General features: G+C 48.6%; 21 protein-coding genes and 2 pseudogenes. 14 read left to right on the top strand and 9 right to left on the bottom strand.

Translation table 11 applies throughout. The features are described from left to right. Window positions 1–77 precede the first annotated feature (77 nt). The 11 genes and pseudogenes from gltA (at window position 78) to Q1A74_RS16885 (ending at window position 12,625) form a co-directional block, all read left to right on the top strand. On the top strand, window positions 78–1,367 hold the full coding sequence (gltA, locus tag Q1A74_RS16930; RefSeq protein ID WP_299599094.1) for a citrate synthase: 1,290 nt from the start codon (window positions 78–80) through the stop codon (window positions 1,365–1,367). A gap of 449 nt (window positions 1,368–1,816) precedes the next feature. Further along, entirely contained in the window at window positions 1,817–2,326 is a 510-nt protein-coding gene (locus tag Q1A74_RS16925; protein ID WP_299599091.1) for a hemerythrin domain-containing protein, read from the top strand. A gap of 201 nt (window positions 2,327–2,527) precedes the next feature. After that, window positions 2,528–4,546, top strand: a complete 2,019-nt coding sequence (locus Q1A74_RS16920) for an FAD-dependent oxidoreductase (protein WP_299599089.1) — start codon at window positions 2,528–2,530, stop codon at window positions 4,544–4,546. Then, window positions 4,547–5,890, top strand: a complete 1,344-nt coding sequence (locus Q1A74_RS16915; RefSeq protein ID WP_299599086.1) for a cytochrome c3 family protein — start codon at window positions 4,547–4,549, stop codon at window positions 5,888–5,890. A 20-nt stretch (window positions 5,891–5,910) separates the two neighbouring features. Beyond that, entirely contained in the window at window positions 5,911–6,459 is a 549-nt protein-coding gene (locus Q1A74_RS16910; RefSeq protein ID WP_299599083.1) for a DUF3365 domain-containing protein, read from the top strand. Window positions 6,460–6,686: 227 nt separating this feature from the next. Continuing rightward, window positions 6,687–6,839, top strand: a pseudogene (locus Q1A74_RS18440) (DUF6538 domain-containing protein); the annotation flags it as partial. Window positions 6,840–6,920: 81 nt separating this feature from the next. Further along, window positions 6,921–7,937, top strand: coding sequence for a tyrosine-type recombinase/integrase (locus tag Q1A74_RS16905; protein ID WP_299599080.1), 1,017 nt, complete (start codon window positions 6,921–6,923; stop codon window positions 7,935–7,937). Window positions 7,938–8,999: 1,062 nt separating this feature from the next. Next, a complete protein-coding gene (locus Q1A74_RS16900; RefSeq protein ID WP_299599077.1) occupies window positions 9,000–9,266 on the top strand; it encodes a hypothetical protein in 267 nt (88 codons plus the stop codon). A gap of 73 nt (window positions 9,267–9,339) precedes the next feature. Next, window positions 9,340–10,728, top strand: coding sequence for a DUF6161 domain-containing protein (locus Q1A74_RS16895; protein ID WP_299599075.1), 1,389 nt, complete (start codon window positions 9,340–9,342; stop codon window positions 10,726–10,728). 75 nt (window positions 10,729–10,803) lie between these two features. Next, window positions 10,804–11,642 (top strand): annotated as a pseudogene (locus Q1A74_RS16890) (endonuclease). 176 nt (window positions 11,643–11,818) lie between these two features. Continuing rightward, window positions 11,819–12,625, top strand: coding sequence for a hypothetical protein (locus Q1A74_RS16885; protein ID WP_299599069.1), 807 nt, complete (start codon window positions 11,819–11,821; stop codon window positions 12,623–12,625). Window positions 12,626–13,027: 402 nt separating this feature from the next. On the opposite strand, the gene Q1A74_RS16880 is transcribed toward Q1A74_RS16885, so the two are convergent. Beyond that, window positions 13,028–13,570 carry a recombinase family protein gene (locus tag Q1A74_RS16880; protein ID WP_299599066.1) on the bottom strand — a complete coding sequence of 181 codons (543 nt, stop codon included), beginning with the start codon at window positions 13,568–13,570 and terminating at the stop codon, window positions 13,028–13,030. Between the two features lie 683 nt (window positions 13,571–14,253). Between Q1A74_RS16880 and Q1A74_RS16875 the strand changes: the two genes are divergently transcribed. Beyond that, window positions 14,254–14,661 carry a hypothetical protein gene (locus tag Q1A74_RS16875; RefSeq protein WP_299599063.1) on the top strand — a complete coding sequence of 136 codons (408 nt, stop codon included), beginning with the start codon at window positions 14,254–14,256 and terminating at the stop codon, window positions 14,659–14,661. Between the two features lie 195 nt (window positions 14,662–14,856). On the opposite strand, the gene Q1A74_RS16870 is transcribed toward Q1A74_RS16875, so the two are convergent. The 5 genes from Q1A74_RS16870 to Q1A74_RS16850 all read right to left on the bottom strand — a co-directional run bounded on the left by Q1A74_RS16870 (window position 14,857) and on the right by Q1A74_RS16850 (window position 18,288). Further along, on the bottom strand, window positions 14,857–16,275 hold the full coding sequence (locus Q1A74_RS16870; RefSeq protein ID WP_299599061.1) for a hypothetical protein: 1,419 nt from the start codon (window positions 16,273–16,275) through the stop codon (window positions 14,857–14,859). Between the two features lie 592 nt (window positions 16,276–16,867). Next, the gene (locus tag Q1A74_RS16865; RefSeq protein WP_299599058.1) at window positions 16,868–17,320 is read right to left on the bottom strand and encodes a hypothetical protein; all 453 of its coding nucleotides are present in this window, start codon (window positions 17,318–17,320) and stop codon (window positions 16,868–16,870) included. Between the two features lie 88 nt (window positions 17,321–17,408). Next, a complete protein-coding gene (locus Q1A74_RS16860) occupies window positions 17,409–17,744 on the bottom strand; it encodes a hypothetical protein (protein ID WP_299599055.1) in 336 nt (111 codons plus the stop codon). Between the two features lie 24 nt (window positions 17,745–17,768). Then, the gene (locus Q1A74_RS16855; protein ID WP_299599052.1) at window positions 17,769–18,074 is read right to left on the bottom strand and encodes a hypothetical protein; all 306 of its coding nucleotides are present in this window, start codon (window positions 18,072–18,074) and stop codon (window positions 17,769–17,771) included. Next, a complete protein-coding gene (locus Q1A74_RS16850) occupies window positions 18,049–18,288 on the bottom strand; it encodes a hypothetical protein (RefSeq protein ID WP_299599049.1) in 240 nt (79 codons plus the stop codon). The genes Q1A74_RS16855 and Q1A74_RS16850 overlap by 26 nt, the downstream gene beginning before the upstream one ends. A gap of 1,726 nt (window positions 18,289–20,014) precedes the next feature. On the opposite strand from Q1A74_RS16850, the gene Q1A74_RS16845 reads away from it, so the two are divergent. Both Q1A74_RS16845 and Q1A74_RS16840 read left to right on the top strand, forming a co-directional pair. Then, window positions 20,015–20,359: a hypothetical protein gene (locus Q1A74_RS16845; protein WP_299599046.1), complete on the top strand. Its 345-nt coding sequence runs from the start codon at window positions 20,015–20,017 to the stop codon at window positions 20,357–20,359. Next, entirely contained in the window at window positions 20,360–20,845 is a 486-nt protein-coding gene (locus Q1A74_RS16840) for a hypothetical protein (RefSeq protein ID WP_299599043.1), read from the top strand. A 78-nt stretch (window positions 20,846–20,923) separates the two neighbouring features. On the opposite strand, the gene Q1A74_RS16835 is transcribed toward Q1A74_RS16840, so the two are convergent. The 3 genes from Q1A74_RS16835 to Q1A74_RS16825 all read right to left on the bottom strand — a co-directional run bounded on the left by Q1A74_RS16835 (window position 20,924) and on the right by Q1A74_RS16825 (window position 26,335). Continuing rightward, window positions 20,924–21,577: an SOS response-associated peptidase family protein gene (locus Q1A74_RS16835; protein ID WP_299599038.1), complete on the bottom strand. Its 654-nt coding sequence runs from the start codon at window positions 21,575–21,577 to the stop codon at window positions 20,924–20,926. 226 nt (window positions 21,578–21,803) lie between these two features. After that, window positions 21,804–23,372 (bottom strand): glycosyl hydrolase family 18 protein, encoded by a 1,569-nt coding sequence (locus Q1A74_RS16830; RefSeq protein WP_299599035.1) that lies wholly within the window; start codon window positions 23,370–23,372, stop codon window positions 21,804–21,806. Between the two features lie 92 nt (window positions 23,373–23,464). Beyond that, the gene (locus Q1A74_RS16825) at window positions 23,465–26,335 is read right to left on the bottom strand and encodes a glycosyl hydrolase family 18 protein (protein WP_299599032.1); all 2,871 of its coding nucleotides are present in this window, start codon (window positions 26,333–26,335) and stop codon (window positions 23,465–23,467) included. Window positions 26,336–26,734: the final 399 nt, after the last annotated feature.

Raw genomic sequence — 26,734 nt, 5'->3', positions numbered from 1 at the left:
GTGAAATCACTAATTTCATTCAGTGATTTGTGTGGAAATAAGAAAGCTGGCGAAAGAATAGTTTTTAGGAGTCCACAATGTCCGACAAGAAAGCTCAACTCACGGTCGACGGTATCGACGCCCCCTACGACCTGCCGGTTTACTCTGGCACTGCCGGCCCCGACGTTGTTGACGTCAGCAGCCTGGCAAGCAAAGGCCTGTTTACCTACGACCCGGGCTTTATGTCCACCGCCTCCTGCGAATCCAAGATTACCTATATCGATGGCGCCAAAGGCGTACTGCTGCACCGCGGCTACCCCATCGAGCAACTGGCAGAAAAATCTGACTACCTTGAAACCTGCTACCTGCTGATGAACGGCGAACTGCCGAACGCAGAGCAGAAGAAGGAATACGTCAACAGCATCATGAACCACACCATGGTGCATGAGTCTCTGGTTAACTTCTTCAAGGGTTTCCGTTACGACGCGCACCCGATGGCGATGATGTGCGGTGTAGTAGGCGCCCTCGCCTCCTTCTACCACGACTCCCTGGACATCACCGATCCGGAACACCGCAAGATCTCTGCGGATCGCCTGATCGCCAAGATGCCGACCCTGGCCGCCATGTGCTACAAGCACAGCAAAGGCCAGCCGTTCATGTACCCGGACAACAGCCTCAGCTACTCCGAGAACTTCCTGCACATGATGTTCGGCAACCCCTGTGAACCGAGCAAGATCGACCCGGTTGTGGCCAAGGCCATGGACGTGATCTTCCTGCTACACGCGGACCACGAGCAGAACGCTTCTACTTCTACCGTGCGTCTCGCCGGCTCCTCCGGTGCCAACCCCTTCGCCTGTATCTCCTCCGGTATTGCCACCCTGTGGGGCCCGGCACACGGCGGTGCCAACGAAGCGGTTCTGAACATGCTGGAAGAGATCGGCGACGAGAGCCGTATCGACGAGTATGTTGCCAAAGCCAAAGACAAGAACGATCCGTTCCGCCTGATGGGCTTCGGCCACCGCGTATACAAAAACTTCGACCCGCGCTCCCGCGTAATGCAGGGCATCTGCGACGAAGTGCTGGGTGCCATGGGTGCCGAAAACGATCCGCTGCTGCGCATCGCCAAGAAACTGGAAAAGATCGCCCTGGAGGACGAGTACTTCGTTGAGAAGAAACTCTACCCGAACGTGGACTTCTACTCCGGTATCATCATGAAGGCCATCGGTATTCCTACCGATATGTTCACCGTGATCTTCGCGACCGGCCGTACCGCAGGCTGGATCGCGCACTGGAACGAGATGATTTCCAATCCGTACAAGATTGGCCGTCCGCGTCAGCTGTACACCGGCTACACCCCGCGCGACTATGTTTCTGTGAACGATCGCTAAGCGATTATCCCAGATATAAAAAAACCCGGCTTCTGCCGGGTTTTTTTATGCGCGGAGGCCCGTCACATCGACGCAACTGGAGTTTTGAATACCTGGCGCAGAGATCTTCGCGCGAACACCCTGCCCGCAGGAGGGCACCCCTGACCACAACGACCCACCAACCAGAACATCCGTACCAACAAACACCCTCCAAAAACAACGCCCCTTCAATTTTCCAGAAGTGCTCACCTCATTTTTTCAAGTTGACGTGGATAGCTGGTCATATTTTCCTGTGGCGCTATTCTCCCCCGAAGAAAAGTGTGACAAAATCCCCAAAAATAACAATAACAAGGAATTATGTTTTAAAAACATGGTTTAAATCCCGCAATGGCGCGGCAAAATTCCTACCCCGTATTATCTGTAAAACCGCTACAACAAGATTCAGATAAGTCCCATAAAAGGCTCAGACTATGTTCCGCATTTTTTCCGGTAAATCTCGCAGCAATGCGTCATCCGGCAAGCAAGGCTCCCGAGACGCCGGTCCAGATCGCTCGATCAGCTACGACCCGACATTGATCAACACTCTAAAAGGCGATCACAAAGACCTGATCAACATCTACCAGCGAATCTGGTCCGAAGGTTATGAACAGCAGGATTTCCGCAAAATTGCCGAGCTTCTGAAAGCCTTCAAGTCCACTTTTCAGGCGCATCTCATCAAAGAGAATGTCAGTTTTTACGTGTACCTGGAGCAGTCCTTACACGAAGACGCACACACCCTGCAGATAGTGAAAGACTTCCGCACCGACATGAATGATATCGCCAACGCGGTAGTACAGTTCTGCAAGCGCTACTCCCGGGAAATATTTACCGGCCAGATGCTGATGGATTTCAAACAGGATTACGAAAAGATTGGCGAGGCATTGACCAGAAGAGTCTCACTGGAAGAGCGGGAGCTCTACACGCTTTATCGCTATTCCTGATGTGATCTGGGCTACTACTGGTAAAAAGTGGGGAGTAGTAGCAATCAGTACGCCGGAGTTTTGTACTCCGAAATGACTTTGCTCAGTAACTTCTGGGTGACCCCAAGAATTTCGACAATAAGAATAAAACGAAAACAGGCTTGATGATGACTCGAGGGAATATCCGCACTGCGGATGAACAGATGTACTCGGGGGGATTGCATGAGTGAAACTGCGATTGAGAAACAGCAGCTTTCGCTGCATTCCCGGAATTCTCAGACAGCGGCAGAGTATCCCGTTTATGTAGTAATTGGCGCGGGCCCTGTTGGTGTCCGCTGCGCAGAAAAGTTACTGGAATACACCAGTGACGCGCAGATCGTATTGATTGGGGCCGAAGATGAGCCTCCATACAACCGGGTTAGGCTCTCCCAGTATCTTTCGAGAGAGCTCTCACTCGAAGAACTCGCCAACCCCGTGCGCAGGCAGTCCAGCGACCGATTCGTAGAGTTCCACAACCGCCGCATCATCGATATTGATCGAAAAGCGCGGATTGTATTCGATGATTCTGGAGCGCCACAGCCATACACAAAGCTGATCCTGGCAACCGGCTCCCGCCCAACGGTTCCCGATCTTCCGGGCGCTAATCTCGATCGTATCATCCCATTCCGCAATCTCCGCAATGCGCGCGACCTCACTGAACTCCGCGACCGCAGCCAGACTATTCTGGTGGCCGGTGCGGGCGCATTGGGACTGGAAGCGGCAGCGGCCCTGAAGACTCAAAAAAACCGGGTCATACTGCTTGCAAGAGCAGGCCTACTCAGCGGAAAACTCAGCGAAACCACAGAAAAATATCTGACATCCGCACTGACTGCTCTTCAGGTCGAGCTGAAAACAGGTGTGCACATAGAAGCATTTTTCGGCGAAGAATCCGTTGAACATGTTCTCTTCTCAAGTGGAGAGACGCTCAATGTGGACGCCGTTGTATTGTGTACCGGCATCAGCCCTGAAGTCAGCCTGGGGCGTGATTGCGGGCTAAACACAGGCCGTGGCATCCAGGTTTCCGCCTTTATGGAGACCAGTGACCCGGATATCTATGCCATTGGCGAGTGCGCGGAACACGACGAGCGTGTGTACCAGCTGGTACGGCCAGGGTTTGAACAGGCAGACATATGCAGCCGACATATTTGCCGCGGCACAAAGAATGCCACTGCAATCCCGTACCAGGGCAGTCGCACGGATATTGAGCTCAAAATATCTCATATCCCCTGTGCACTGCTCGGAAATACAGAGCCTCACGGGTCCAACGATACCATCGCATACCGTTACGAGAATCGCTTTAAAGGCCTGTGCCGTGAGCTGTACCTCCAGGACGGCAAGCTTGTCGGTGCCAGTATTGTGGGCACCTGGAATGAACGCACTCGGATCGACAAGGCGATCACCGACGAGGAGCGCATTACAGAAAAGGCGTTAAAGCAGTTTGAACAGGAAGGTTTTCTCTGGCAAGCCCAGGAGCAGCAGGGCATCAAGCAACAACCAGATAGCTATCTGGTGTGCCAGTGCAATGGCGTCAGCAAGGGAGAGATTTGTACAGCGATTGGCAATGGTAAACGCTCACTCCACGACCTGGAGATGGAGACACAGGCCGGGTCCGTATGCGGAAGCTGCCGCCCGATCATGGCGGAACTGCTCGACACCCCGGCTCCCAACCTGGTAATGCGACACGCGACCAGTATCCTGGTGATATCGATACTGTCACTGGTACTGATTGCCATCGCCGTTCTACTGCCCGCACCAAACGCCAGCACAAGCGTGCAGGTCAACTGGTATCTCAAAAGCCTCTGGTACGACAATTTCTGGAAACAGGTGAGTGGCTACACTCTGCTTGTACTCTGCCTGCTGACCGCCAGCCTCAGCCTTCGAAAACGCTGGAAAAAAAGCAGTCTCGGTCACCTCGACCACTGGCGCTACTTCCACAGTATTGTTGGGTGCGCCGCGCTGGTTGTCCTGATTGTACATACCGGGTTTCGTCTGGGCGAAAACCTCAACCTTGTATTAATGCTGGTTTTTCTCGCCGCAACCTCTACCGGCTCACTGGTTGGTGTTTTTATGGCTCGCAACCACCACTGGACGGATCTGAAACTTCGCGAGCATCGAAAGTGGTGGTCCAGAATCCATTACGCTTTATTGTGGGCACTGCCAGTACTCATTTTCTTTCATATCCTCGCCGTGTATTACTTCTAGATGAATAATTACAAATTTAAATTCTGGCACTATGGCCTGATACTGACTCTGTGCGCGGCTGGACTGATTACCTATAACCTGGAAGCGTCAGACAAATCTTACTTTCTTGGCGGAGAAGCTACGCATGGTCACCACCAGCTAGAGCTCGCCTGTACTACTTGCCACGGTGACGGGTTTGCCGGAGAGGCATTCATCCAGCAGGCCTGTGTTGGCTGCCATAGTGAAGAGCTGGAAGATGCGAACGATAGCCACCCGCGCACAAAATTTCTCGATCCCAGAAATGCCAATTTATTGAAACAATTGGATGCGCGGCAATGCGTAGCCTGTCATACAGAGCACAAACCCGAAATCACGCATGACATGGGGGTTACCCTCGCGTCGGATTTTTGTGTTCACTGTCATAGCGATATTGCTGAAAACCGCCCGAATCACGCTGAATTCACCTTCGACAGCTGTGCCAGCGCTGGTTGCCACAACTACCACGACAACCGCTACCTGCACGAAGAATTCCTGGCCGCACGGATCGGGGCCTCTGACTTGGTGGCCAACGGGCAATTGCCGGTACGCAACCTGGTGGCGCGCTGGAAGCAGGCCAATCCACAGCGCCATAGCCTGAGCAGAAATGATGCGGATATGACATTTCCTGGCGTCCCAGAAGACACGTCTGCAGGCATTATCCAGCAGTGGGCCACAAGCACGCACGCACAGACCGATACCAACTGCAGCGGTTGCCATGTGGATGAGAAAATGACATTCACAAGTGCTGAAATCGTCGAGCTATGTGGGAGCTGCCACGTGGATCAGCGTGAAAACTTCACGCAAGGCAAACATGGCTTGCGCCTGTCGCCGGCAACACCAGAGACATTCCGCAAAATCACCGGCGCTATGACGCCCGCAGAAGCCGTGATTCCAATGAAGGAAACCTCAGGCAAACCCTTGAGCTGCACCAGCTGCCACTACGCGCATGAAACAGACACTCGTTACGCCGCCGTCGAAGCTTGCCTTGGTTGCCACAATGATGAGCACAGTCTCGCATACCGCTCATCGGCACACTTTAAAGCCTGGCAAGCCGACAGTGAAACTGGTGTGAGCTGTGCCAATTGTCATATGCCACGGGAGACCCACGGAGACAGGGTTGTGATCAACCACAATCAGAATCACAACCTGCGCCCCAATGAAAAAATGTTGCCCGTATGTCTCAACTGCCACGGTGTTGAATTTTCCGTATCCGCGCTGGCGGATGAGCAGCTACTAGAAAACAACTTCAGTCAATCGGTAACCAACCGACACGATACGTTTCGACTGATCCGGGAACGAATAACCAAGAAAACATCCAGCAAGTAGTCCCATCAGGAGGGGAAATCATGCGAAAGAGTGCCTTTATATTTGCTGCAATAGCAGCACTCGCCGGTTGTGGAGAAAAGTCGGGTATCGAACCTGAGCGAATGGCAGACGCCATTTTTTCAGTGATTGAGGCGGACAGGGCCAGCTATACAAACTTTGTCGTCAACCGCCTGGCAAACGAAGAACAGGTCATCAAAGCCGATGAGCACTGGAAGGACAACAAGGCGCTGCCGCTACCCGCACAGATGATGCGGATGGGCGCAGAGCGTGTTGCTGAGCAGGAAGCCGGTTTCAATTACGCACTGCTATCCCAGTGGGCCATCAACAAACAGAACAAACCGCGTACCGATCTGGAGCAGCAGGGTCTGCAGTTTATTAACGATAATCCCGGTAAAAACTTCTACGGCACCGAAACTCTGGGTGATACGGAGTATTTCACGGCCATTTATCCCGACGTAGCGGTATCCCCCGCTTGCGTCAGCTGCCACAACGAACACGTAGACAGCCCGCGCACAGATTTCGAACTGGGTGAAACCATGGGCGGGGTTGTCATTCGCTTCCCAATGTAATCATCCACGGTGTTCACGCACCCCAATTAAAAAAGCCCCGGATGTCCCGGGGCTTTTTTGTTGCTAACGCCGAATTAGTTACGGCAGATTGTGTACATGGCTACCCACCGGTCCGGAGAAAATTCCTCCGTCGTGCATGTCCCAGTTAATGGAGGAGGACTCTACCGGGCTACAAGCAAGTGTTTTCAATGGGTTCAACTAACCCTTAAAGCTTGGAAACATAAACAATGCCGCAAAAATTTCCATACCTACTCAAAAGAAATGGCAACTATTCGTTCCGTTACATCTTCCCAACGCATGTACAGAAAGCCCTTCCCCATCTCCCCCGCGAAGTAAGGCGTACACTCCGCACTGAGAGCCATTCTGAGGCTGTATCTCTTGCAAGTAGAGCAATCCCACTCACCCAACAGCTAAAGCGATACAGGGACGTACAAAGCTTGTCTACATTCAGTGAAGCGCTAATGTCATTTGATTTCTATGCCCCCTCCTCCTTGGTATCAACACCACAAAAACCACAAGTAGAAACTCTCAACAGTCCTGCCCCCATCCTGTCCGAAGCGTTCGAGCAGTTTGCCAAGTGGAGACAATGGAAACCTAAGGCTGAAGCAGGGTTTCGTAAGATGTTTGAAGATATTCTTCACTTCACTGGGGACAAACCAGTCAATGTTATTTCCAGAAGGGATATAAAAAATACTCTAAACAAGATTGCCCTACTCCCTCGTCGTAATAATCTGAAGTATGGCAATACCCATGTATCACAGTTGGCAAAGCTGGACGTTCCCGAGGATGAAAGAATATCCAGCAAAACGGTAAAGGGCTATCTGGCACTGCTACAGGGACTATTCAGCACGTTCTTAACTAATGAGCTGGAAATATTGACGGAATCACCAACTAACAAAGTTAAATGGGAAACTGACGTTGTACGCTATGCGTGCATCTCTAACGCACTGATCAAAGAATTATTACAAACAGCAGAATCTAAGCCTGAATGGTTCACTTGGTTTCTCAGGATAGCAGTGTATTCTGGTGCAAGACGCTCAGAGATAGCTCAATTGAAGGCGTCTGATTTTAAATTAGACCCAGACAGTAACAGGTACTATTTCATCATCCACACAGGTAAGACAGCAGCCGCAAGACGCTGTGTACCAGTGCACCCCAGATTGATTGAATATGGCCTTATGGAGTGGATAGAGGGCGTTGAAGGTGAACTATTCCCAATCCCAGCCAAACACCCATTCAGGGCAACGGATATATTCAGGCGTATGGTGCGGGAACACAGAAACGATACAGGCGAAAAGATCAGCCTTCACTCTGTAAGACACACATTCATCACTAAATCTCGTAGTGCTGGCATCTCTGAAGTGTTGATTCAACAGGTTGTAGGGCATGAAAAACGGGGAGCTGGGATCACTGACCGTTATACGCACACATTCCCGCTTTCAGCAGTGTTACCGGCGGTGGATTGCATTAAGTATTGAGTGCATGAGTAAGGGCGGGTTTCCCCGCCCACCTCTATCAACTAGTAGTCTCAGAGGCTACCGTTACAAGTGCAGTCAGGAAGTGGCCAAGCCTTTTTCCCCCTCTGCCTTGCATAGAGCCTTTCGCCGCTTTTAGTGGTGATGAATGCAACAAAACGAACGTTGCAGCTTTCCCCACAATGGGGACAGATAAATGGAGTACGCATCGCGCAAAATCTCCTCAATTCAAAATGATGATGAGAGATAGCTGCGCCAAGCAGAAACTAATTGCGACTGAGGCGACGAAATGGACAACTATGCTGGCAAATCCGACAAACTGTTTGACAGTCTGGTAAAATATTGCCAATACTATCCGCGCAAAATCCGCTTCCGCATTCACAAGTAGCACCTGCTAGGTTTAGCTACTTTTGTTCGTTGGAGCACCCGAAAGCCCTTTTGAAGCTGGTACCTTCATTTGGGCTTTCTTCTTTCCAACTGGCCAGAAGTACTGCCTGTCTCACCAACTAGTAGTTAAGCTCTCCGCAAACCGCTAGATATAGTGGTGACCCTTCGGTTACGAACCAAGATAATGCGGTTGAAGGGGTAATTCAAGGCGGATAACTGCGGGGTTACCTGTGGATAATTTGTGGGTATGCGCGACTGTAAGTGAGCACTTCGCCTGTAGACCTAGAAATTACTTAGGTGACCTGATATTTATACAGCAAAAGAATAGGGAAGCCGTTTTTACTATTTTTTTTAATTCTGAACAATAGTCTCATAGCTGTTTTGCATAACACTTCCGACCCGTTTGTTTTACGATCTTTACGGTCATTTATTAATCAGTCGCCCGGCCAACATACCCCGCTCAAGCGCTACTCCGCTCACAAACTACTGTATGTTTACACACCCCTAACACGACGCTACAATCGTGACGCTGTTCACATTTTCGAGCAGAGCCAACTCAGCCCGAATAGGTGGCCGATGTATGGGTATTGAGGTTCTCGTACTGATTGCATAGTACGTTAAGTAGCCAGCCCCCCCTATTCCTCTGAGATATTCAGTTATCTAACGAGGAAATTTCCCATGCCGTTCTACATTGTTAACCGCAACCCGAACCCCGCAACACTGACCAAGCCGGCTCATCACGAAGTTCATGACATAGGTCAAGATCAATTTCCGGGGTTGCTCGCCACTCTCAGAGACTGCCTTCCGTTACAAAACAATTGGCTTCATCTGGGATTTCATCTCAATTGTCAGTCAGCAGTAGAAGAAGCCATGAAGCGCCCCGAGCTCACTGGCAAGGCCGCTAATGGTTGCTATTACTGCGCCAATGGCTGCCACACAATGTAAAACAACCTGCCGCAAAAGGATTTGCGGATTTTTCTTTTAAAATTATTCAAAGTGGACAGAGAATTTCCCCAGCATGACTAACACTGAAGACAATATAAGTGAAGTAGAGAACGGGCCCTACGAAAGCCAAGAAACACTAACTCTCCCACTGGGTGAAAACAACTTTGAAATCAGGTTTGATTCTGCGCACCAGTTACAGGACTTTTATGATCGTGAAATTAAATTCTGGAGCTGGATAACGAGACTCGAGCACAACACTAATGCACAGGTTCTGGGCAATTTTCTTTACTCAAAAATAGTGTTGCCAATAATTGAGCCGATAAAAAAGATTGCTAAGCAGTGGGCTGAACTTGAGTACGATGCACGAGACACGCAAGTAGAGTCGCTTAAAAATGTCTTGGATCATGTAAATTTCCCATTTTCAAACAGATTGGTTGGGAAATACATCAACGAACACCATCAATCTGAACCATTGATTTGCATTCACATTCTTCATCTTTGCTGCGCAATAAAAGAGGGTAGTTACAATACCGCAACGACGCAGATAATGCATGCTTATAGCGACATATCAGTAACTCCCCCGAACGGCAGGTTTATAGGTCACCGAAAAGCATATTTCGATACCATCCCCTACAGCCAGAAGGCAAATAGAATTTTAGAAAGGATTGAAATTTTTGGCAGCGATGAAAACCTTGAAGGATTAGTCAAAGAGGCAAAACATACAAGAAATGAAATAGATAATATTTATTTCACTAGTACGGAAAGACAAAAAGCTTTTGTCGATTGGCAATCACAGAAAGAAATACAATACGATCAGTGGACAATAAAAGAGAAGCGAAAAGCAAAGCGATTGGGACTGAAAGTAATTCGAAAAATTCTAAACACCAAAAACGAATACCTAAAAGAGTGCTCAGAAATATTCGAAGATAGTCAACGAACAGTAGAGACAGCCAGAGACACTTACCTATCACAGGTGGAGCTAGATGCAGCTGTAACATATTGGAACACAAAGAAAACCGAACATAAATCATCCAAACAAACTTGGCTTGGATCAATTATTGTTTTACTAGTGATATTGGGCCTGTCTCCGCTACTATCATCTCTACTTTTTGAACAAGAGGATTTTCCAAAAGATGATTTGATCCTTCATGCATTCCAACCCGCCGTATTATTTTCTTCGTTTTTATTTATTTCTATCATCAGCTATTTAGTGAAAATTGCTTCCAAACAATATAGCACTCACACTCACTTATACTTGGAGGCAGTGGAAAGACAGACAATGCTTAAAACATACCTAGCCTTAATGAATGAAGGCAAGCTTAGTGAACAGGAAGATAGAAAAGTTGCTCTTGACTCACTATTTCGTTCCGCCCAAACAGGAATAGTTGCAGATCATGGCGGAATCTCACCTATCGAGTCCATTGTAAAAATTATAGAAAAGCAAGTTAAGCCGGCTCCATAGGGGCTCGAGATCTTCCCCATGGCTATGTAACTAGCAGCCACAATTGATGCCTACAATATAATCAAATTTCATAAGATGACTCATTACATCACGCGCTTAAAGATTGTTTCGCTTCTTACCCTAATACCCACGCTTTGCCTTGCCCATGGTGGCGGCCTCAATGCTGACGGTTGTCATAATGAACGCAAGACAGGGGGTTACCATTGCCATCGTGCCTCCGCGAAACAAGTTGGAGCAGTCGCGAAAGCTCCAACACCATCCAAAAAAGCTATCTCTACATTTTCACAAGCAAAACTAGCTCTGTCCGATCAAGTCTATAAAGAAGGTTTTACACAAGTAGCGTTCTACTCTGACTGCAACTACTCTCGGCAAGGAAAGAAGTTAATTCCAGATTGGGCAAGCTGTGGTTACAAGCCACGCAAAAATTCAAATCGAGGTTCTCGCATTGAGTGGGAACACGTTGTACCAGCCTGGGTTATTGGCCATCAGAGACAATGCTGGCAGAGCGGTGGAAGAAAAAACTGCAGCAGAAGCGATGACTTGTTTAGGATGGCTGAAGCTGATATGCATAATCTTGTTCCCACAATCGGGGAGATCAATGGAGACAGATCTAACTACAGATTCGCGGAAATTGGTGGTGGCTTCACTCAGTATGGCACTGTCAATTTCAAAGTGGATTTCAAGCAACACGCAGTAGAGCCGCCAGCCAGTAGAAAAGGTGAAATTGCTCGTGCATATTTTACATGAGTGAGACGTACGGACTGAACCTTTCTGACAGTCAACGTCGATTACTCGAAGCTTGGAACAAGATGGACCCGGTAGATATTTGGGAGTGTGAGAGAGACCGGAGAATTGCCAGTATTCAAGGAAACGCGAATCGATTTGTATTTAAAGAATGTAAAAATAAGTTTTAGCAATGCGCCAAATGTAGAAAAGTTTCTATCTAATCTAAAGTCTGAGCATTGGAAGTTAGATGCCAAGATCAAAGTATCGGATAGCCTCAATCTATAGACGACTATTCTGCAATCAAACTCTTTCGAAAAATAATGGTGAGCAAATGCCATCCTGGCCATCCACTAACGAAATGCCAATGTCTGAACTCATGGAACGTGAAATCATAATTTTAAGGAACTCCTACGACCATCTTAATGACCTTCTCAATCACTCACTTTTAGAAGTGCAAGGACCGTTTGGTAGACAGCACGTAATTTTTCATAGTCATGTTCATCGAAAGCTATTTTTCATATTGCTGGTGGATTTTCTATCCAAAACCGATAAGCGCGGCCCTGTTGGAAATATCAGTTTTCTGGAGGGCCTGAAGGATATTACTGAAAAACCTTTGTTTTCTACAGATAGATCAGAGTCACCTCTATGCGAGTCCGTACTTGGCTTTATTCAGTGGCTTAGACAAACAGTAGAAATAGAAATTTGGCTTCCATCTATCGGAGAAAACATAGCTTTAAAAGTACAGAGACTTACCTACTTGAAAATGTGCGGTGACATTTCTAAACATAATTATTTAAGATCTATTGGCGTAGTCAGCAATTTGCAAGAAGCATTGCTGGTGGCTGGAATTTCAGTCACTCAATCTCAAGCACTTTTAGTTCTCCGAGATTTTCAGGATAGATTTGACGAAGATATTCTAATCTACTTAGCAAGCCATATTTGCGAGATGCTCAATAAGATTTGCTGGGGAATTTACAAATATATACTTCCGGAATTCAACAGAAGCTATCAACCTAAACCTGTAGGTTTTTTGGGGAACGCATATCAAGTGCCACCATCTATATCTTCAGAGTATGCAATTGATTGTTACTGGTCCCTAATGAACGACATTAGACGTGGGCCTATTTTTGAGGAATTTGAAACCTCTTCTGGCTTCAAGGAATATTATTGAGTACCCGAAAGTGGAAAGGTCCCCGCATAAACCTCTTCTCTCTGGGCATTAACAAACGAGATACAGCTAACCGCTCTACTATGGCGGTATCTATAAAGGCTCATTAGAAGTTTCACCAAATTTTATAATTGATACCTTTATCTATCGCCCCTTTACTGGGGCTTTTTTATTTAAAATATCTCTATGATCCTCAAGGTATTAAGCACACTCCCCCTCCGCCCTCAGACGCTCCCTAACGATTTTGAAATATCGTATGAGGCCTTCTGTAAAGCCTTTAGAATCGTCTGAAACTGTCTCCCAATACCTCACTCTACAGTTTTTCAATCACCCCTTAGAAGCCCTTACAGGCACAAAAAAGGCCAGCGTAAAGCCAGCCCTTGATAGTGATGTGAGACAGTGAAATTAGTTAGCGTCGAGAATCCTATAAACACTGGCTCTACCAATCTTCAACTGTTTAGCAATAGCTGTAGCCCCTAAACCCTCTGATTTGAGCTGTAACACCTTCTGGGCGTCGATAGAGACAGGTCTTCCCATATGAGTCCCCTTGGCCTTAGCTACCTCTCTACCTTCTCTGGTGCGCTCTGCAATACGCTTTCTTTCCATCTCAGCTACAGCCGCTATCGTCGTATAAACCAAACGGCCTACATCTGAGTTCACATCTACTTTCAAATCTTCGAGGTGTAATCCAACACCCTTAGCTTGGAGGGCATCGGCAATCTTCAAGGCATCGATGGTGTTTCTGGCGAGCCTATCAAGTTTGGTGCAACAGACAAGATCACCTTCCCTCGCATAATCAATACAAGCCTGTAGTTGGTCACGGTTGTTAGTACTCTTCCCGCTCACTTTTTCAGCGAAGATCTTCTCACAGCCTAATGCTTTCAGTTGGTCTACCTGCAATTGGTATTCCTGTGAATCACTAGAACATCTTGCATATCCAATCTTCATAACTTTCCCCAAATCCGTCTCGTAAGATATGCAAACATTATAAGACGTACCGGAATGAGCAATCAAGACTTTTGAGACATCCAAACATCAGTATTTATAGGGCTTTGAATGTGTATCACTAGTTACAACTTTTGAGACAAATAGGCAGGATAAAAATCAACCAAAAACAGGCGATAACAGATAAATATCAACTTCACATGTAAGTACATCTGTATACCCGCCACCCGTAGCGCCACGTACTCTCCCGGCCATCGACCACGAATCATCCTGATCGTCTTCCCTGTTATTTCATAGGGTGTTATTGCTTTAAGCCCCTATTCTTGGGGGCTTCGAGAATTTGGGGTGATTTTTCATCATGGAGGGCTGTACCCGATAGGTCGAAGTGTTAAATCACCCCCCAATGATCTCAAGCAACAGTGCATCGGATTCCAACTTTTGAGGGTTCTCTCAAACTTAGATATGGCGGGGCCTCTAGCCATTTTCGTCTGTATATGGTGAGAGGGAGTAATAGTGTTTATCTCAATTTTTCTGATGCTACCCTTATACCATATTGCCCACATGCTGTTCGTTCCGAGCAATTTCGCTCAGATCCTATGTTTAATATAGTGCGCTAGTGCAATTGTTTGGTCAGTCCTTCGCCTACACGCTATTGTTACCGGTATTCGATGACCTTGGTGCACGAGATGGTAGAGACAGACTTCACTAAAGCTTATAGAAATTACATTGAAGAGGCTTCAGCTCTTGCGACTTCGCGGATTGATCCGGGAGAAAAAAGTATTAAGAGAGAAACAACTCTTAATGAGGCCCAGTCATTAGATATTTGCTCACATATTCATGATCTGGCAATGGAACTTTCAAGTGATCACGCAGTTATTGCGGTAGATAATGCGGTTTCCAAACTTGATCCCAGTTTACAAAGACAGCTCCTAATGGAATTAAGATTTTTCAATTCTTTAGTCGAAAAAACACCTGAAGACGTTGTTACTGTATCCAGCAGTCTAGAAGATTTACTCAAAGAGTTCTTACCTGAGTGGGTAGTTACAAGGTTTAAAATTCTTCTGGAGATACTTAGTCTCGGGAAAGTAGCTTGATGCTCTGGCGACAGAATATTGTTAGCGCATACATTAAAATGCATAGACTAACTGACTATCACTGAATAGCTGTGATAGTGAGCGTTAGAAAAGTTTAGATAAACCTACTAATCCAATCTCACCATATACAGACAAAAAAGGCTATAGCCCATACACTGCGGGGCCTGAGAGAACCCCGTCTTAGATAGAGTTATACTATTTAATATCTACCAGCTTATCAGGATACTTGAACTCCATGCCCAATCGCATAGAAATAGCTTGTCTATAGATGTCCGCAGCAAGTTCAGCATAGGGCGCCGGCACCATCACCGCATCATGAATTCCCAGAGCCAAAACTCCCTCATCCATTAGAGCTGCTTTAACATCAATCAAGATGTCACTCTCAATACGATTCAGTTCTTTCCAGCTATCTCCATCATTCAAAAACCAGGTGTCAGCCAAGATAGAGTTACGGTCATATAGTGCACTGATCACCATCTCGAGAGTTACACCGGGGATTGAATTTAGGGCTTCACTAATTATCTTCTCGTTAGCTTCCTTCAATGCCTGATCTACCCTCTTGCGCCTATCCTGTGGACTTGTGAGAGACTTTCTGACGCTATTTACACAACCAGCCTTACTTTTAGCTTTCACATTAAACAGACGTAGGAAGATGGACTTGGCTAGCGCCCTATGATAAGAGTTATTTGGATCGAGTAAGGAACAGTGATAGACAGACTCAGTGAAGGCAGTTATATCTATACCTGCTAGTGCGTACGCAATCAGTGGGTGCGTAGAGACGATGTCTACTGTAACCACAGGATGGCCCGAGATAAGCATAGTTTCCCGCTTCCAACTTTCAGTGTTCTCCCAAACAGCGCCATATTCCCGGCCATCATCTACACACTTTCCTGAGGCAAACTGCCGCTGTACAAATCTATCTGTTAAAGGCAGCTCTTCTCCATCAAGGATTATGCTAGCTTCCTTGCTCATCGTGTTTGCTCTATCTACCTGAAAGCCGCGCATAGATTTGGCTTTATTTGGAGGAGCAATACATCGATTGCCGTCTTTGTCTTTGTAAATAACGGGTGGAGGATTATCTGGGATAAACTCAGGCACCAATATACCTTCTAGTTTATCCATAAAGCTCTCTGACAGACGTATCTTCGAAGTGAGGTTATCCCCGTCTGCTACCCACACACCTTCCTTAAAATCGAATACAGAAGCCTGTGAGATCGTGTGCACCACTTCCCGCAAGATTGCTCCACTAATACCTAGAATATAATGCTGTTCCGTTCCTGATTTATTTGCATTGTTGTCTAAGGACACACGAACGCTCTCTCCCCGCGTCTGAGTCTGGGTGTAGTAGCAGTTTATGAACAGTTGGAGAATTGCTCTCTTGCGTTTGCCCTTGAGGCTTATACCAGATTCGCCTGCAATCAAGTCCAATACGTCAGAGTAGAATTGTGAGCCTTTGATAGACCACCTCACCATCCAGCGGGCGTAGTCCTCATTAAACCAGTACTGGGCTCTAGCTTCTTTGTTGGTTAGCTGGACCGGTTCAGACTTCTTTTTTTGGGGGCGGAATCCCTTACTTTCTTTAGTTGTTATTTCTTGTTGGGTATTTTCTGTCATTTATTTCCTCCATGCTCGTGGACTTGGTATATTCTTTTTCGATCAGATCATTAATAAGCTGTGACATAGTTGCGTCTCTGTCGAATTTAAGTTTGTCAATTTTCGAAAAGTTTGATTGGCGTACGTACAAGGTCACCCTTGTCACTTTTTCACTGTTTCGCATTCAATGTTCTTTCTCCTCCTTTTTCAGTTAATTTCCACAGACGACAAAAAACCCAGCGACTTTCGAGGCTGGGCTATTGGGCATACATGCAAATGTCAGCAGCACTGCGGCTGCTTGGTTTAACTTACGTAAGTGTCTGCTATATGTTCACCAATAGTTTGTGTCTGCGTTTATGTATTCGCCAACATGATTACATATAAACCAATAACGCATGTTTAAATAATATATCGCGAATACTCTTCCATCATACCATGGTTCGCGAATCTGGAATACCGGAGAGCCTGATTTTAATAGGGGGGGACAAGCTTCTTATTTCATAACAAATAAGCACTGTCAGATTGTTCACGCTGCCTCACACACGTAATCACCTTAGGTAGTGTTCACGCTCTTCTGCAGCCCCTGTAAATACAAGGTCTTCAAGAGCAATTTTCACTGACTTAGGCTCATCGATTTCTTAAGTTTACTCACCATGGCTGGGCTCATTTCACACCTGCTGGCTATCACAGAGTTGCGTACACCATTCTCGATCAGCTCCAAGGCCTTCTCCTTCCGCTTGAACCAATCCTCGGTTGAAGCTTTTGTGGCGGCCTCAGAGCGAACTAGAAGCTTGCCATAGTTATCTATGCTTGTGCCTAGATGGGCCAGCCAATGGGTAACAATCGGGCTACTAGCACCAGCTGCCACTAACTGATAACCGTACGGCTCGTCAGTGTTGAACTTTCCATTTTTGATGAATTTACACAGTCCGTCTTTTCCCGCTACGGTGATGTAATAACGGTTTGCTGTGGTGGCACACTTACCAGTACGAATTAGGCTAAGTGGCGTATCGTCATTGTCTCTAACAAGGTAGTACAGAGTTTCGCTTTCTCCATTCACGTTCATTTATTTCCCCTCTTAATATTTTCAAATAAAAAACCCGCACAAATGGCGGGTCTATATCGGTTATTTTCAAATCTAACACTCTCGTTGGTTATCGATTGAACTCTTCCAGATGCTTTAAGATTCGTTGCGACTTGCTCGATAGGCCATCCATTGACTTGTCCATTTTGTCTTTACGTGCTTGATCGAGCTTATTTCTGAGCTGTCGCACCTCAGCTAGAAGAAGCTTTTCTTCACCATCTGATTTGCTTGTGTCTTCGGCTGTATTACCGTTAAGCTCGGTAAGATATTTTTCGATTCGGGCCGACTTAGTAAGGTTGCCACCACCGCTACTGGCTGTGGATTTCTCGATCTCTGAGATATCGTGGCCCATCTTAGCTAATAGTTCTTTTTGTCGCTCGGTAAGTTTCTTTTTGGGGTTAGTCATATTTATTTTTCCTTCTGTTGTTAATCAATTAGGGGCTGAGAAGAGGTTTTCGATGTCTTCTGTAGACAGCCATTTTTCGTCTTCTTTCTCTCGCTCTTCTCGCTGCTTAGCATACTGCTCTGTCAAGCTATCGAAATCGGCTCGGATAAACTCTTTAAAGCGATCCACTGTACTAGCGACTGCCGATTTTGATACTACGTTCACGTGGAGGTCTTTGCCCTCAATCTTGCGAGCAGTGACGATAGAATTCTCATCTTGAGCGAGTGCAGTAATAGCATCCTTGTTTTCTTTGGTAATCTTGAACTCATGTTGCTGCACCAGTCGAACCATCTGCCCCCCCAGCTGAGCGTTTGTGTTTACCCTCACCTAAGGTAACAGTCTGGCTAAGCTTAAAGTTCACCCACTGGCCGCCATTAAGTAAGTTGGTGAATGTCAGGCAGAACGACTTATATATGCCCTCCGTGGTGCCGTTCTCTTTCAAATACTCGTTGAAATAATCCAGTGTGTTTAGATTGGTAGTATGGATTGGAATCGGATTCGACATAATATATTCCTCTTATTTAGATAAATTAATCGCTTCCTTTTAAAAACGATAAAAAGCCCCTCTGACCAAAGGAAGCGAGTAAAAATCAGAGAGAGCTATGGGGTTAGTTATTGGTGGTGGTATTACTTGCTGTGGATTGCGGGCGGTTTTCTCTCCACCATAGAAGCAGGCTATACGCTTCGCCTAGGCCTAGCTGGAATTCCTCAGCTAATTTCTCACAGGTAGTTAATGGTTTCTTTTTCAAGTATTTGACCACTTGAGTGTATTTTGATGGTTTCAGACGCTACCTCCTAAATAATGGTTATTAATAAAATGGGTTGCGCCTTCCCGGTGACTGGAAAAGGAAATGAAAAGAGTCGACTCAGGAAGGCGGCTTACTGCCCACTCCTGCACCCAACGTAAAGGGGGTTATTACGCTGCTACTGGATGCAAAGAAGAAAAGATTTGATTAGTCGCCAGTGGTTAAGCGGCGCTACTACCGCAACATGATTTATTCATATGGAGAATGTTCAGACAATTCGGACGACCGCAGCTCATTGTGATGTATTGGTGATCCTGCAGATTGCCGCCACTCCAGACGTTGTAGACATGTCGACGCAATGTCTTCCGGTCTCCGCATATCTGAAACTGTTTCAACGCGTCAGGGTGTGTAATACAACCGTTTGGCTGCTCAACGATGTCGGCGAGAATAGGTTCCAGTTTTTGTTTTACGCACTGGATGTGATCGATGGGCTTTAAGCTCTCGGTATCAAAGATATTCATTGATTATTTTCCTCCAATGAAAAATCCCAGACGTACAGATGTGCACTCTGGGGGAATGTATATGGGCTAATTGTATGAGTGGCCTTCAGGCAGCGTGTAGTAATGCTGTGGCTGCGTTAGGCGATTCGGTAATGGGTTGGTGTGGGGAAAGCTTAGGGGAGGCTCTCAGATAGACAGGGGCTGTCTAAATACTAGTGTTGCAAATGGGTTTGGTAGTGCGAATGAGAATAATTTCATATGCTTCTATGGAGACTATAGTCGTTTTCTTGCTGTTTTGTCAAGCACTTTCTCAAGCACTAATCATGCCAATAAGTAAAAATGGCCCACAGCCTTAGTGCTGCAACGACACCGGTCGGTCACAAATAATTCAAGGGGCTATTGACTTTTCAGCAAAGAAAGGGAATTTGCGCACCAATATCCGACTTCGGGTTGATCGTGGGCTGGCGGTATGGCTGGCCTTTTTTACCTCGCCCAGCCCGCCTGGATGGCTCTGTAGTGTTTTACCTTCTCTCGAATCCCCCCCTGAGCCTCCTACCACGCCCAACGTTCCAATGAGAGCTAGTCATCCTTTGCAGCTCAATAGGGACTACTTCGTAATAATACGCGGTTGATATAGGGGTGATACGCCGGATTCGGAGTGGTTCGCCATCTATCGTTATTCTGCGCCACGGTGTAGCCCTTCCCCTCGCGTCGAGAATGGCCAGGTGTAGAGCCCTCCGTAGCCCTAAATTTTTTCCGTACCAATATGTATGGCAGCCACCGATAAGTGGGCAAATCGAGAATTGACCACCCTCAAGAGAGGCGATCAGCTTTAGGCCATCAATCTGCAATCTACGGTCTGGCAATCTGCCCCCAAATACTGTATGCATACACAGTTATATACCAATGGTGACAATCAGCCAACAGCTGGTACTATCGAGTCAACTAATAACAAACCAAAGGATTGCACCCGGAAACCTAAGCCATGCCAAACCGAATGTTGTTTAAATTATTTGCAATCCCTGCAGCCCTACTGGCTGGCTCAATTGCTTCTATGTATGTATTGGGCAATCTAATACCTTCCCATTTCGAAGGTATCTCGATGTTTTCCAAGATGTCAGAACAAAGCTTGAGTGCAGCCCCTTGGGCAGGAGCCCTTCTGCTACTTGGAGCCATTGCCTTCTTTTGGGTTAGCTTCGCCAGATTGCGGAAGTGGCAGAATGGTAAAGCGACTTGTTGCTCACAATGTGGCGGCATGGTTGACCAAAAGTTTGGTAAATACGGCCCGTATTTAAATTGTTTGGCTTGCGGAAAGAACGAGAGCAATTGAATGACAGAAGAAGTTAGCGAGCTGACAAAAGCCTTATTGGCAGTAATCCCAGTGTTGTCAGGGGGTCTAATCGGCATTGCAGGTAGTTTTGGTGTTAGTTACTTTCAGCAACGTCAAAAGAAATCAGAAACACTGAAAAAGAAGGCTGAAGAGGCACTTCAGCATCTCTATAGATGTATTATCTGGCTGCACAATTACAGGCATCAATGCTTGATTGATGGAGAGATCAAAATTGCAAATTTTCCGCCTTTAGACACAGCTGAAGCAATTGTAGCTCTCTATTTTCCAGAGGCTGAATCTGAGCTTGATGAATTTACGAAAAAACATTCCGAGGTTGCCTCGGTAGCAATAGGTCTTGGCGGAGAAAGAATAGCACAGGGGGAAATACCTAAGGATCATTCTGAGCGATGGAGCATGGCGTTTAGCAGCTTGAAACCTTCGTTTAATGCGCTTAAAGCCAAGATTCGCGAGCTGTCACTAAAGTGATATAAGTTAAGGAATAATCTCCTATTCTCATTTCAACAATTCGAAGCCTAAGCATACCTTTTGTGTAACGATGGATTTCTAACCCACTCGCTCTTTATCCCCCGAATACTCCGTAGAAGTTGCTCGTTTCACAGGCTGCACCATCAAAGGTTCTTCACCATGAACGATATCTGGGTGAAGAAAGGGCTCAAATAGCGTGGTGTCTTCACGTCCAGAAAGCCACTCTTCGATAAAGCTCGGATCTTGTGGAGCAATCATCGGGAATGATTTTTCGTGGTATTTTTTAGTGGCGGGATGGGCCCCTAATGTGATGATTGAACAACTTAACGTGTCCCCCCAAGTCTTATACAGTCCACAAAAGAAGAATGGAGAATGGTTCTCTCCCCAGCTGAATTCGACTGGGTTCTTTCCGCTCTGAGATTCAACCCAAGCAGTGGCGGGAATTAGACAGCGAGACCTGCGGTACTCTGGCCGCTGTCCCAGCTTTTTCCAGTTGCTGTTGATCGACCAATATTTTTTGTGAGGCTTCCAACTATTACCATCACGTTCTAGGTATAAGTGCCATATGGCGTTTTCAATCTCGGGCTGATCGTGGCGCGCGGTGACAATACTGACCTCAGAAGTAGGCCTAGCACGTCGCTTGAAAATCATATTTTGAGGATGATGTACGCCGTATTCCTCTAAGAACCTCTCTATCCCGGCATCATCATTTACGTCAAAGACACTGCACATTACTGCGCCCCTATTCCGTTATTCCCATCCATCCCCCCACAGGTAAATCTAATACCGAGCTGGTCATTTAGTGTTCAATGTGGAGTTTTGGATCTTGCCATAAAGATAGCCATAAACTCTGCCATAAAGTTGCTTTGATGGAAAAACGAGGGCATCATTCGACACCCCCATTGAAAACACTTCTCTTCGAGTAACTTTAAAAATTATTTATTTATCAGTTACTTAGTTACGGCAGATTGTGTACATGGCTACCCACCGGTCCGGAGAAAATTCCTCCGTCGTGCATGTCCCAGTTAATGGACCAGGTCATTGCTCCATTGAAGGTCGGATAGGCCTGTGACGGCGTCAGCGTGTCGCAGTTCAGCTGTTGGGTCAGGCAGTCCAGTGCGCGGTTGATATCCGCAGGCGTGGCGTGCCCACTACCCGCTGCACTTGGACCTGATGGCAGTGCCAGGCCCACCTGATCCGGGCGCAACCCTTCAAAGAATCCTGCATTGCCGTAGCCCAGGGGGAAGCCTTCAATCAGCATCAGTGCGGACGATACCATCATGTCTACCGTACCAGCGCCGTACGCCTGCCCGCGGTAGGGGGTTGCGAGGCCGCCGTTGTTATAGAGCTGTACATGCAACAGGTCGAGGTCGTCACGCAGCTGGTCGATCATCGGCAGATAAGCGCCCCAGATACCGGTGTAGGAAACGTAACCACCCTGCACGTAAGGGTGCTCAGGAGCCATCGACAGGTACATGCCCGGATAGCGCTGCTTCAATTGCTTGACCGCATCTACCATGTTCTGAATCACCGGTGCCCCGTGCATTACACCCGCGCCGGATTCCAGATCGATATCAATACCGTCAAAACCGTACTCGTCGATCATCGCCGCGGTGCTGTTGACGAAGTTGGTGACGTTTTCTTCGGTGTTCAGGGTCACGGTGCCCTTCTCACCACCGTAAGAAGCGATCGCGATTTTACCCGCCGCCCGCTTGGCCGCGACATCGTCGATAAACTGCTGCTTGTCGAGGCCCGGATCCAGGTTGAATGCGATATTACCGTTGCCCGCGTCATCCACAAAGGCCACCACGATCACATCCCATACATCGGACACTTCGCTGATGCGGTAAAGACCGGAACCGTTGTCGAAGTTGTGCCAGTAACCCACCAGGGCGTGTTTTGGCAGCAAACCGCTGTTCCCGCCGGACGAGCTGCCGCCAGAAGAACTGCTGGAACTGGACGAGGACGTGGAACCGCCACTCGACGAGCTGCTGGAAGAGGAGCTGCCACAGCTGCCGACCTGGCTCCAGGCATCTTCCCAGTGTGCGCCTTCACCCGGTGCATACGCCCAGGCCGCATTGGAGGAACACCAGCCGGCAATATTGCACTGGAATTCCTGATCGACGTTCTGCACCAGCTGGCCTGCGGCGTAACTGGTACCGGCTACGTATTGCAGTGAAGTACAGGAGCCGCCACCGGAGCCGCCGCTCGAGCTGGAGGACGATGAGCTGGAAGAGCTAGAGCTGGAGCTAGAAGAACTCGAGGAGGAACTTGAAGACGAGCTCGATGAAGAGCTGCCATCGCAGGCACCATCGTATTTCCAGTGCGCCCAGGTGCCGGAGTGGGTTACCGGGTCGTTATTCTGGGTCCAGTAATTTGCAGTGTAGGCGTTGCCCAGGTGCTGAACCGAATTGCCGCCCACATAAATGCCACTGGCCTCCCAGTCCGGACGCGCGCTGCAGTCCACTGCCGCGGCTTCGAACGAGAAGAGCCCGAGGGCAAGCAGGCTTACTATTTGTCTTTTCATAACATTTCCCTGATTTATTTTTAGGATGTTGTTAAATGAACGTCGAAAAGAACAGAGGGCGCCGTGGCGCCCTCTGTTTACTGCTTTAACACTTAGTTACAAGTCGCTTCGCCGATCTCTTCCCAATCAGAAGACACGCCCGGCTCGCTCTGGGTCCACCACTTGGCGCGGTAGCGATTGCCGTTGTGGTTCACCTCGTCACCACCGTTGTAGGCAGTGCTGGCATTCCAGGGCACTTCCACGTCGCTGATGAGTTTCCAGTCACCGGCACTGAAGCCCGGCTGTTGTTGGGTCCAGTACTTGGCTTCCCATACCAGACCGTCAAAGCTCACCTGATCGCCACCGAGGTAGGTACCGGCTGCCCAAGCTGGGTAGTTGCCCGCGTTCGGATCCGTCATGTCGCAACCACCGCTGCCACCGGAATTAGTGACGGTCACGGTCACGTCTGCACTGGCGCTGTCGAGGCCATCGCTTACGGTTACGGTGAGGGTAAAGTTGGTGTCGGCTTCAACCTGCGGAGCGGTAATAGTGATGGTCTCGCCACTGCCGTTGACCATGCCACTCCAGGTGTAGGTCAGCGCATCACCGTCGGCATCGCTACCGGTTGCGGTGATGGAGGTGCTGGCACCTTCCTGTACAGAAACCTGTGCAGGTACGGAGACTTCCGGTGGTGTATTGGCATCCGGCGGCAGCAGGAAGATGCTGACCTGATCCGGCGTATCATCACTGAGTGCGCCATCGTTTACGTTCAGCTCAAACACCAGCTCCTGCTCTGCGGTAACTTCTGCAGCGGAGAAGCTCGGGCTTACGGCAGAGGCATCACTCAGGGTTACGCTGGTGCCGGATACCTGGGTCCAGGCGTAGGTCAGTGCCTCGCCTTCCGGGTCGCTGGACGCGCTGCCGTTCAGGGAAACCGTAGCCGGGGTGATAACGATCTGATCCGCGCCCGCATCGGCACTGGGTGCCTGGTTCGGCTGATCAGCCAGTACCGTCACCGCAACTTGATCGGTATCACTGGCGTTGCTGTCGTCGGCAACGGTCAGTGCAAAGACCAGGGTTTCGTCTGCGCTAACAGACGGTGCGGTAAAGCTTGCGGAAGCGCTGTTGGCATTTTGCAGAGTCACACTGGTACCGGATACCTGAGTCCAGCTGTAGGTCAGCGGGTCATTATCCAGATCGTTGGAGCTGCTGCCATCGAGGCTGACGCTGGCACCACTGTCGACAGACTGGTCGCCACCGGCGCGCGCGGTCGGCGTGCGGTTGTTGTTGCCGTCACCGTGGCCGAGGCTTTCATGCATGGCGTTCATGATGTCGCCATTGTCCGCATCGATCTCCCAGGAGAACAGGCCCGCCAGGTTGTTGGACTGCACGTAGGCACCTTTGGCCATGACAGAGCGCTGGTTGTCGTAGGTAATCAGGTCACCAGTGCTCGGCTTGAACATATAGGCCGCTTCGGCGGTTTCGTCGTAGTACTCTTCCCACTCACCAGTTGCCAGACGGCCAACAATATCGCGGTAATCCACTACGCCATCTTCCCAGGTGCCGCTGACCATACCGGTTGCGGTACCGGTCATGTGGTCGTTACCAGTCCAGCCGGAAACTCCGGTCCAGCCGCGACCGTACATGGCAGCGCCAACCACCAGCTTACCGGGATCAACGCCCAGGCCCAGCAGATTCTGAATGCCGTTATGGGTGGTGTAGTCGGTATCCGGACGCCAGCTCGGCGCATACATGGCCGTCTGGTGACCCAAGACTTCGTTGCTCCAGCCGCCGTAGAAGTCGTAGGTCATTACGAATATGTAATCCATGTACTGCTGTACATTTGCGTAGTCCACATCTTCGATTTTGTCGGAGCCGGCACCGATTGCAGAAGTAAGTTCGTACTCACGACCGGTTTCCTGCTCGAGGCCGTCGAGCATGGCGCGCAGGTCGCGCATCAACAGACGATAGGTTTCGCCGTCGATGGCCGGATCGCCCAGGCTGGTGTTGGCACCCTGGCCACCGGGGTATTCCCAATCGATGTCCACACCGTCGAAGAATTTCCAGGTGCGCATGAATTCTTCAACAGAGTCCACAAAGGTTTGACGCTTGGCGGCATCGTCAAAGAAATAGAAGGGGTCAGACAGGGTCCAACCACCGATTGAGGGAAGGATTTTCAGGTCCGGATAGGCTTGCTTCAGCGCCATCAGCTGGCCGAAGTTGCCCTTGTAGGGGTCGGAAAAGGACTGGTCCGCCTGGGACTTCTGCAGAGCCGCAAACGGGTCGTGAATGGAGACCTTAAAGTCTTCACGACCGGAACAGGAACGCTGCAGGGCCTGGAAAGAACCTTCGATTTCTTTCAGGCTGTCATTGATGCCATCGCCACCACAGATGGGGATAAACCCGTAGATCAGGTGGGTCAGGTTGTAAGAAGGCATCATGTCGACGGAGAATTTACGGCCGTAAACGCCCCACTCCACAAAGTAAGTGCCCACCACAGAATTGCTGCTGTTGGTGTACGGCTGGTTATTTTCACCGGCAGTTACGGTGATGGGGTCCAGGTGGCTGCCGTCGGTGTCGGCAACCACAATGTCTTTGGCCGCTGAAGTGGCACAGCCGTCGTCATTACACAGTGCCACCTGCAGTGAATACTGGCCGCCCTCGGCAACCTGCAGGGTCGCGCTGCCAGTCTGGGTGCCGCCGCCGCTGACGGATTGTTCCAGTACGACTTCGCCGTTGAGCAGGTACTGAGCCGTGGTGGCGGGGTCGCCGGACCATTTGGACCAGGCTACGGGGACTTCCGCGTAATCGTTGATGGTGACCAGCTGCTCGTAAGCAGTGGCCGCTTCATCCACCTCGATGATGGCAAAGCTGGTTTCCATCCAGTCGATAGTGGGCGCGCCGGGCGCGGCGAGAACGGGGGAACTGGCGAGACCGAGTGCTAACAGCGCACGGCGCCAATGGCTTGGAGTGAGCCCTTTCATTGATTGTCACCTTGTCTTTATCTTTATGGGTAAGGATCTATCAACGAAGGCAGCTAATTGCGGTATCCGTCAAACCTCGACGTACTTCGCTGCCCTCGATGGAGCGGCATTCAACTACATCTTTATGCCGGTACTTCTTGTCTGTTACTGGGAACAGGTACCTCTGGGTGCCCGCCTGAGGCTCGGGCAAATGACATCGCTGTCATTTTTAATAAAAACATGACAGCGGTGTCATTACTTTTTCACAATACCCCGCTCTCCCATGATTTGACCAGCCCCCTGAGGCAGTCTTGAGAGGTGAGTCACATGGACCAGTGTGTTTCTGGCGCTTAATTCACGCTTTTGTAGTGTGGTGCAGGTAAGAAAAGTCTGGATAAAGGTTTGAATAAAGGTCTGCAT

The sequence above is a fragment of the uncultured Microbulbifer sp. genome, assembly GCF_947504145.1.
Classification (GTDB): domain Bacteria; phylum Pseudomonadota; class Gammaproteobacteria; order Pseudomonadales; family Cellvibrionaceae; genus Microbulbifer.
Note: the sequence above shows the minus strand (reverse complement) of the source record. Positions and strands in the feature narration are given on the sequence as shown.

Bases quoted from the DNA above. Each gene is read 5' to 3' on its own strand.
- Q1A74_RS16865 (WP_299599058.1), bottom strand. From the start codon at position 17,320: ATGAACGTGAATGGAGAAAGCGAAACTCTGTACTACCTTGTTAGAGAC.
- Q1A74_RS16825 (WP_299599032.1), bottom strand. From the start codon at position 26,335: ATGAAAGGGCTCACTCCAAGCCATTGGCGCCGTGCGCTGTTAGCACTC.
- Q1A74_RS16835 (WP_299599038.1), bottom strand. From the start codon at position 21,577: ATGTGCAGTGTCTTTGACGTAAATGATGATGCCGGGATAGAGAGGTTC.
- Q1A74_RS16920 (WP_299599089.1), top strand. From the start codon at position 2,528: ATGAGTGAAACTGCGATTGAGAAACAGCAGCTTTCGCTGCATTCCCGG.
- Q1A74_RS16885 (WP_299599069.1), top strand. From the start codon at position 11,819: ATGTCTGAACTCATGGAACGTGAAATCATAATTTTAAGGAACTCCTAC.
- Q1A74_RS16895 (WP_299599075.1), top strand. From the start codon at position 9,340: ATGACTAACACTGAAGACAATATAAGTGAAGTAGAGAACGGGCCCTAC.
- Q1A74_RS16910 (WP_299599083.1), top strand. From the start codon at position 5,911: ATGCGAAAGAGTGCCTTTATATTTGCTGCAATAGCAGCACTCGCCGGT.
- Q1A74_RS16870 (WP_299599061.1), bottom strand. From the start codon at position 16,275: ATGACAGAAAATACCCAACAAGAAATAACAACTAAAGAAAGTAAGGGA.
- Q1A74_RS16830 (WP_299599035.1), bottom strand. From the start codon at position 23,372: ATGAAAAGACAAATAGTAAGCCTGCTTGCCCTCGGGCTCTTCTCGTTC.
- Q1A74_RS16860 (WP_299599055.1), bottom strand. From the start codon at position 17,744: ATGACTAACCCCAAAAAGAAACTTACCGAGCGACAAAAAGAACTATTA.
- Q1A74_RS16905 (WP_299599080.1), top strand. From the start codon at position 6,921: ATGTCATTTGATTTCTATGCCCCCTCCTCCTTGGTATCAACACCACAA.
- Q1A74_RS16925 (WP_299599091.1), top strand. From the start codon at position 1,817: ATGTTCCGCATTTTTTCCGGTAAATCTCGCAGCAATGCGTCATCCGGC.
- Q1A74_RS16845 (WP_299599046.1), top strand. From the start codon at position 20,015: ATGCCAAACCGAATGTTGTTTAAATTATTTGCAATCCCTGCAGCCCTA.
- Q1A74_RS16840 (WP_299599043.1), top strand. From the start codon at position 20,360: ATGACAGAAGAAGTTAGCGAGCTGACAAAAGCCTTATTGGCAGTAATC.
- gltA (WP_299599094.1), top strand. From the start codon at position 78: ATGTCCGACAAGAAAGCTCAACTCACGGTCGACGGTATCGACGCCCCC.
- Q1A74_RS16880 (WP_299599066.1), bottom strand. From the start codon at position 13,570: ATGAAGATTGGATATGCAAGATGTTCTAGTGATTCACAGGAATACCAA.
- Q1A74_RS16855 (WP_299599052.1), bottom strand. From the start codon at position 18,074: ATGGTTCGACTGGTGCAGCAACATGAGTTCAAGATTACCAAAGAAAAC.
- Q1A74_RS16875 (WP_299599063.1), top strand. From the start codon at position 14,254: ATGGTAGAGACAGACTTCACTAAAGCTTATAGAAATTACATTGAAGAG.
- Q1A74_RS16850 (WP_299599049.1), bottom strand. From the start codon at position 18,288: ATGTCGAATCCGATTCCAATCCATACTACCAATCTAAACACACTGGAT.
- Q1A74_RS16900 (WP_299599077.1), top strand. From the start codon at position 9,000: ATGCCGTTCTACATTGTTAACCGCAACCCGAACCCCGCAACACTGACC.
- Q1A74_RS16915 (WP_299599086.1), top strand. From the start codon at position 4,547: ATGAATAATTACAAATTTAAATTCTGGCACTATGGCCTGATACTGACT.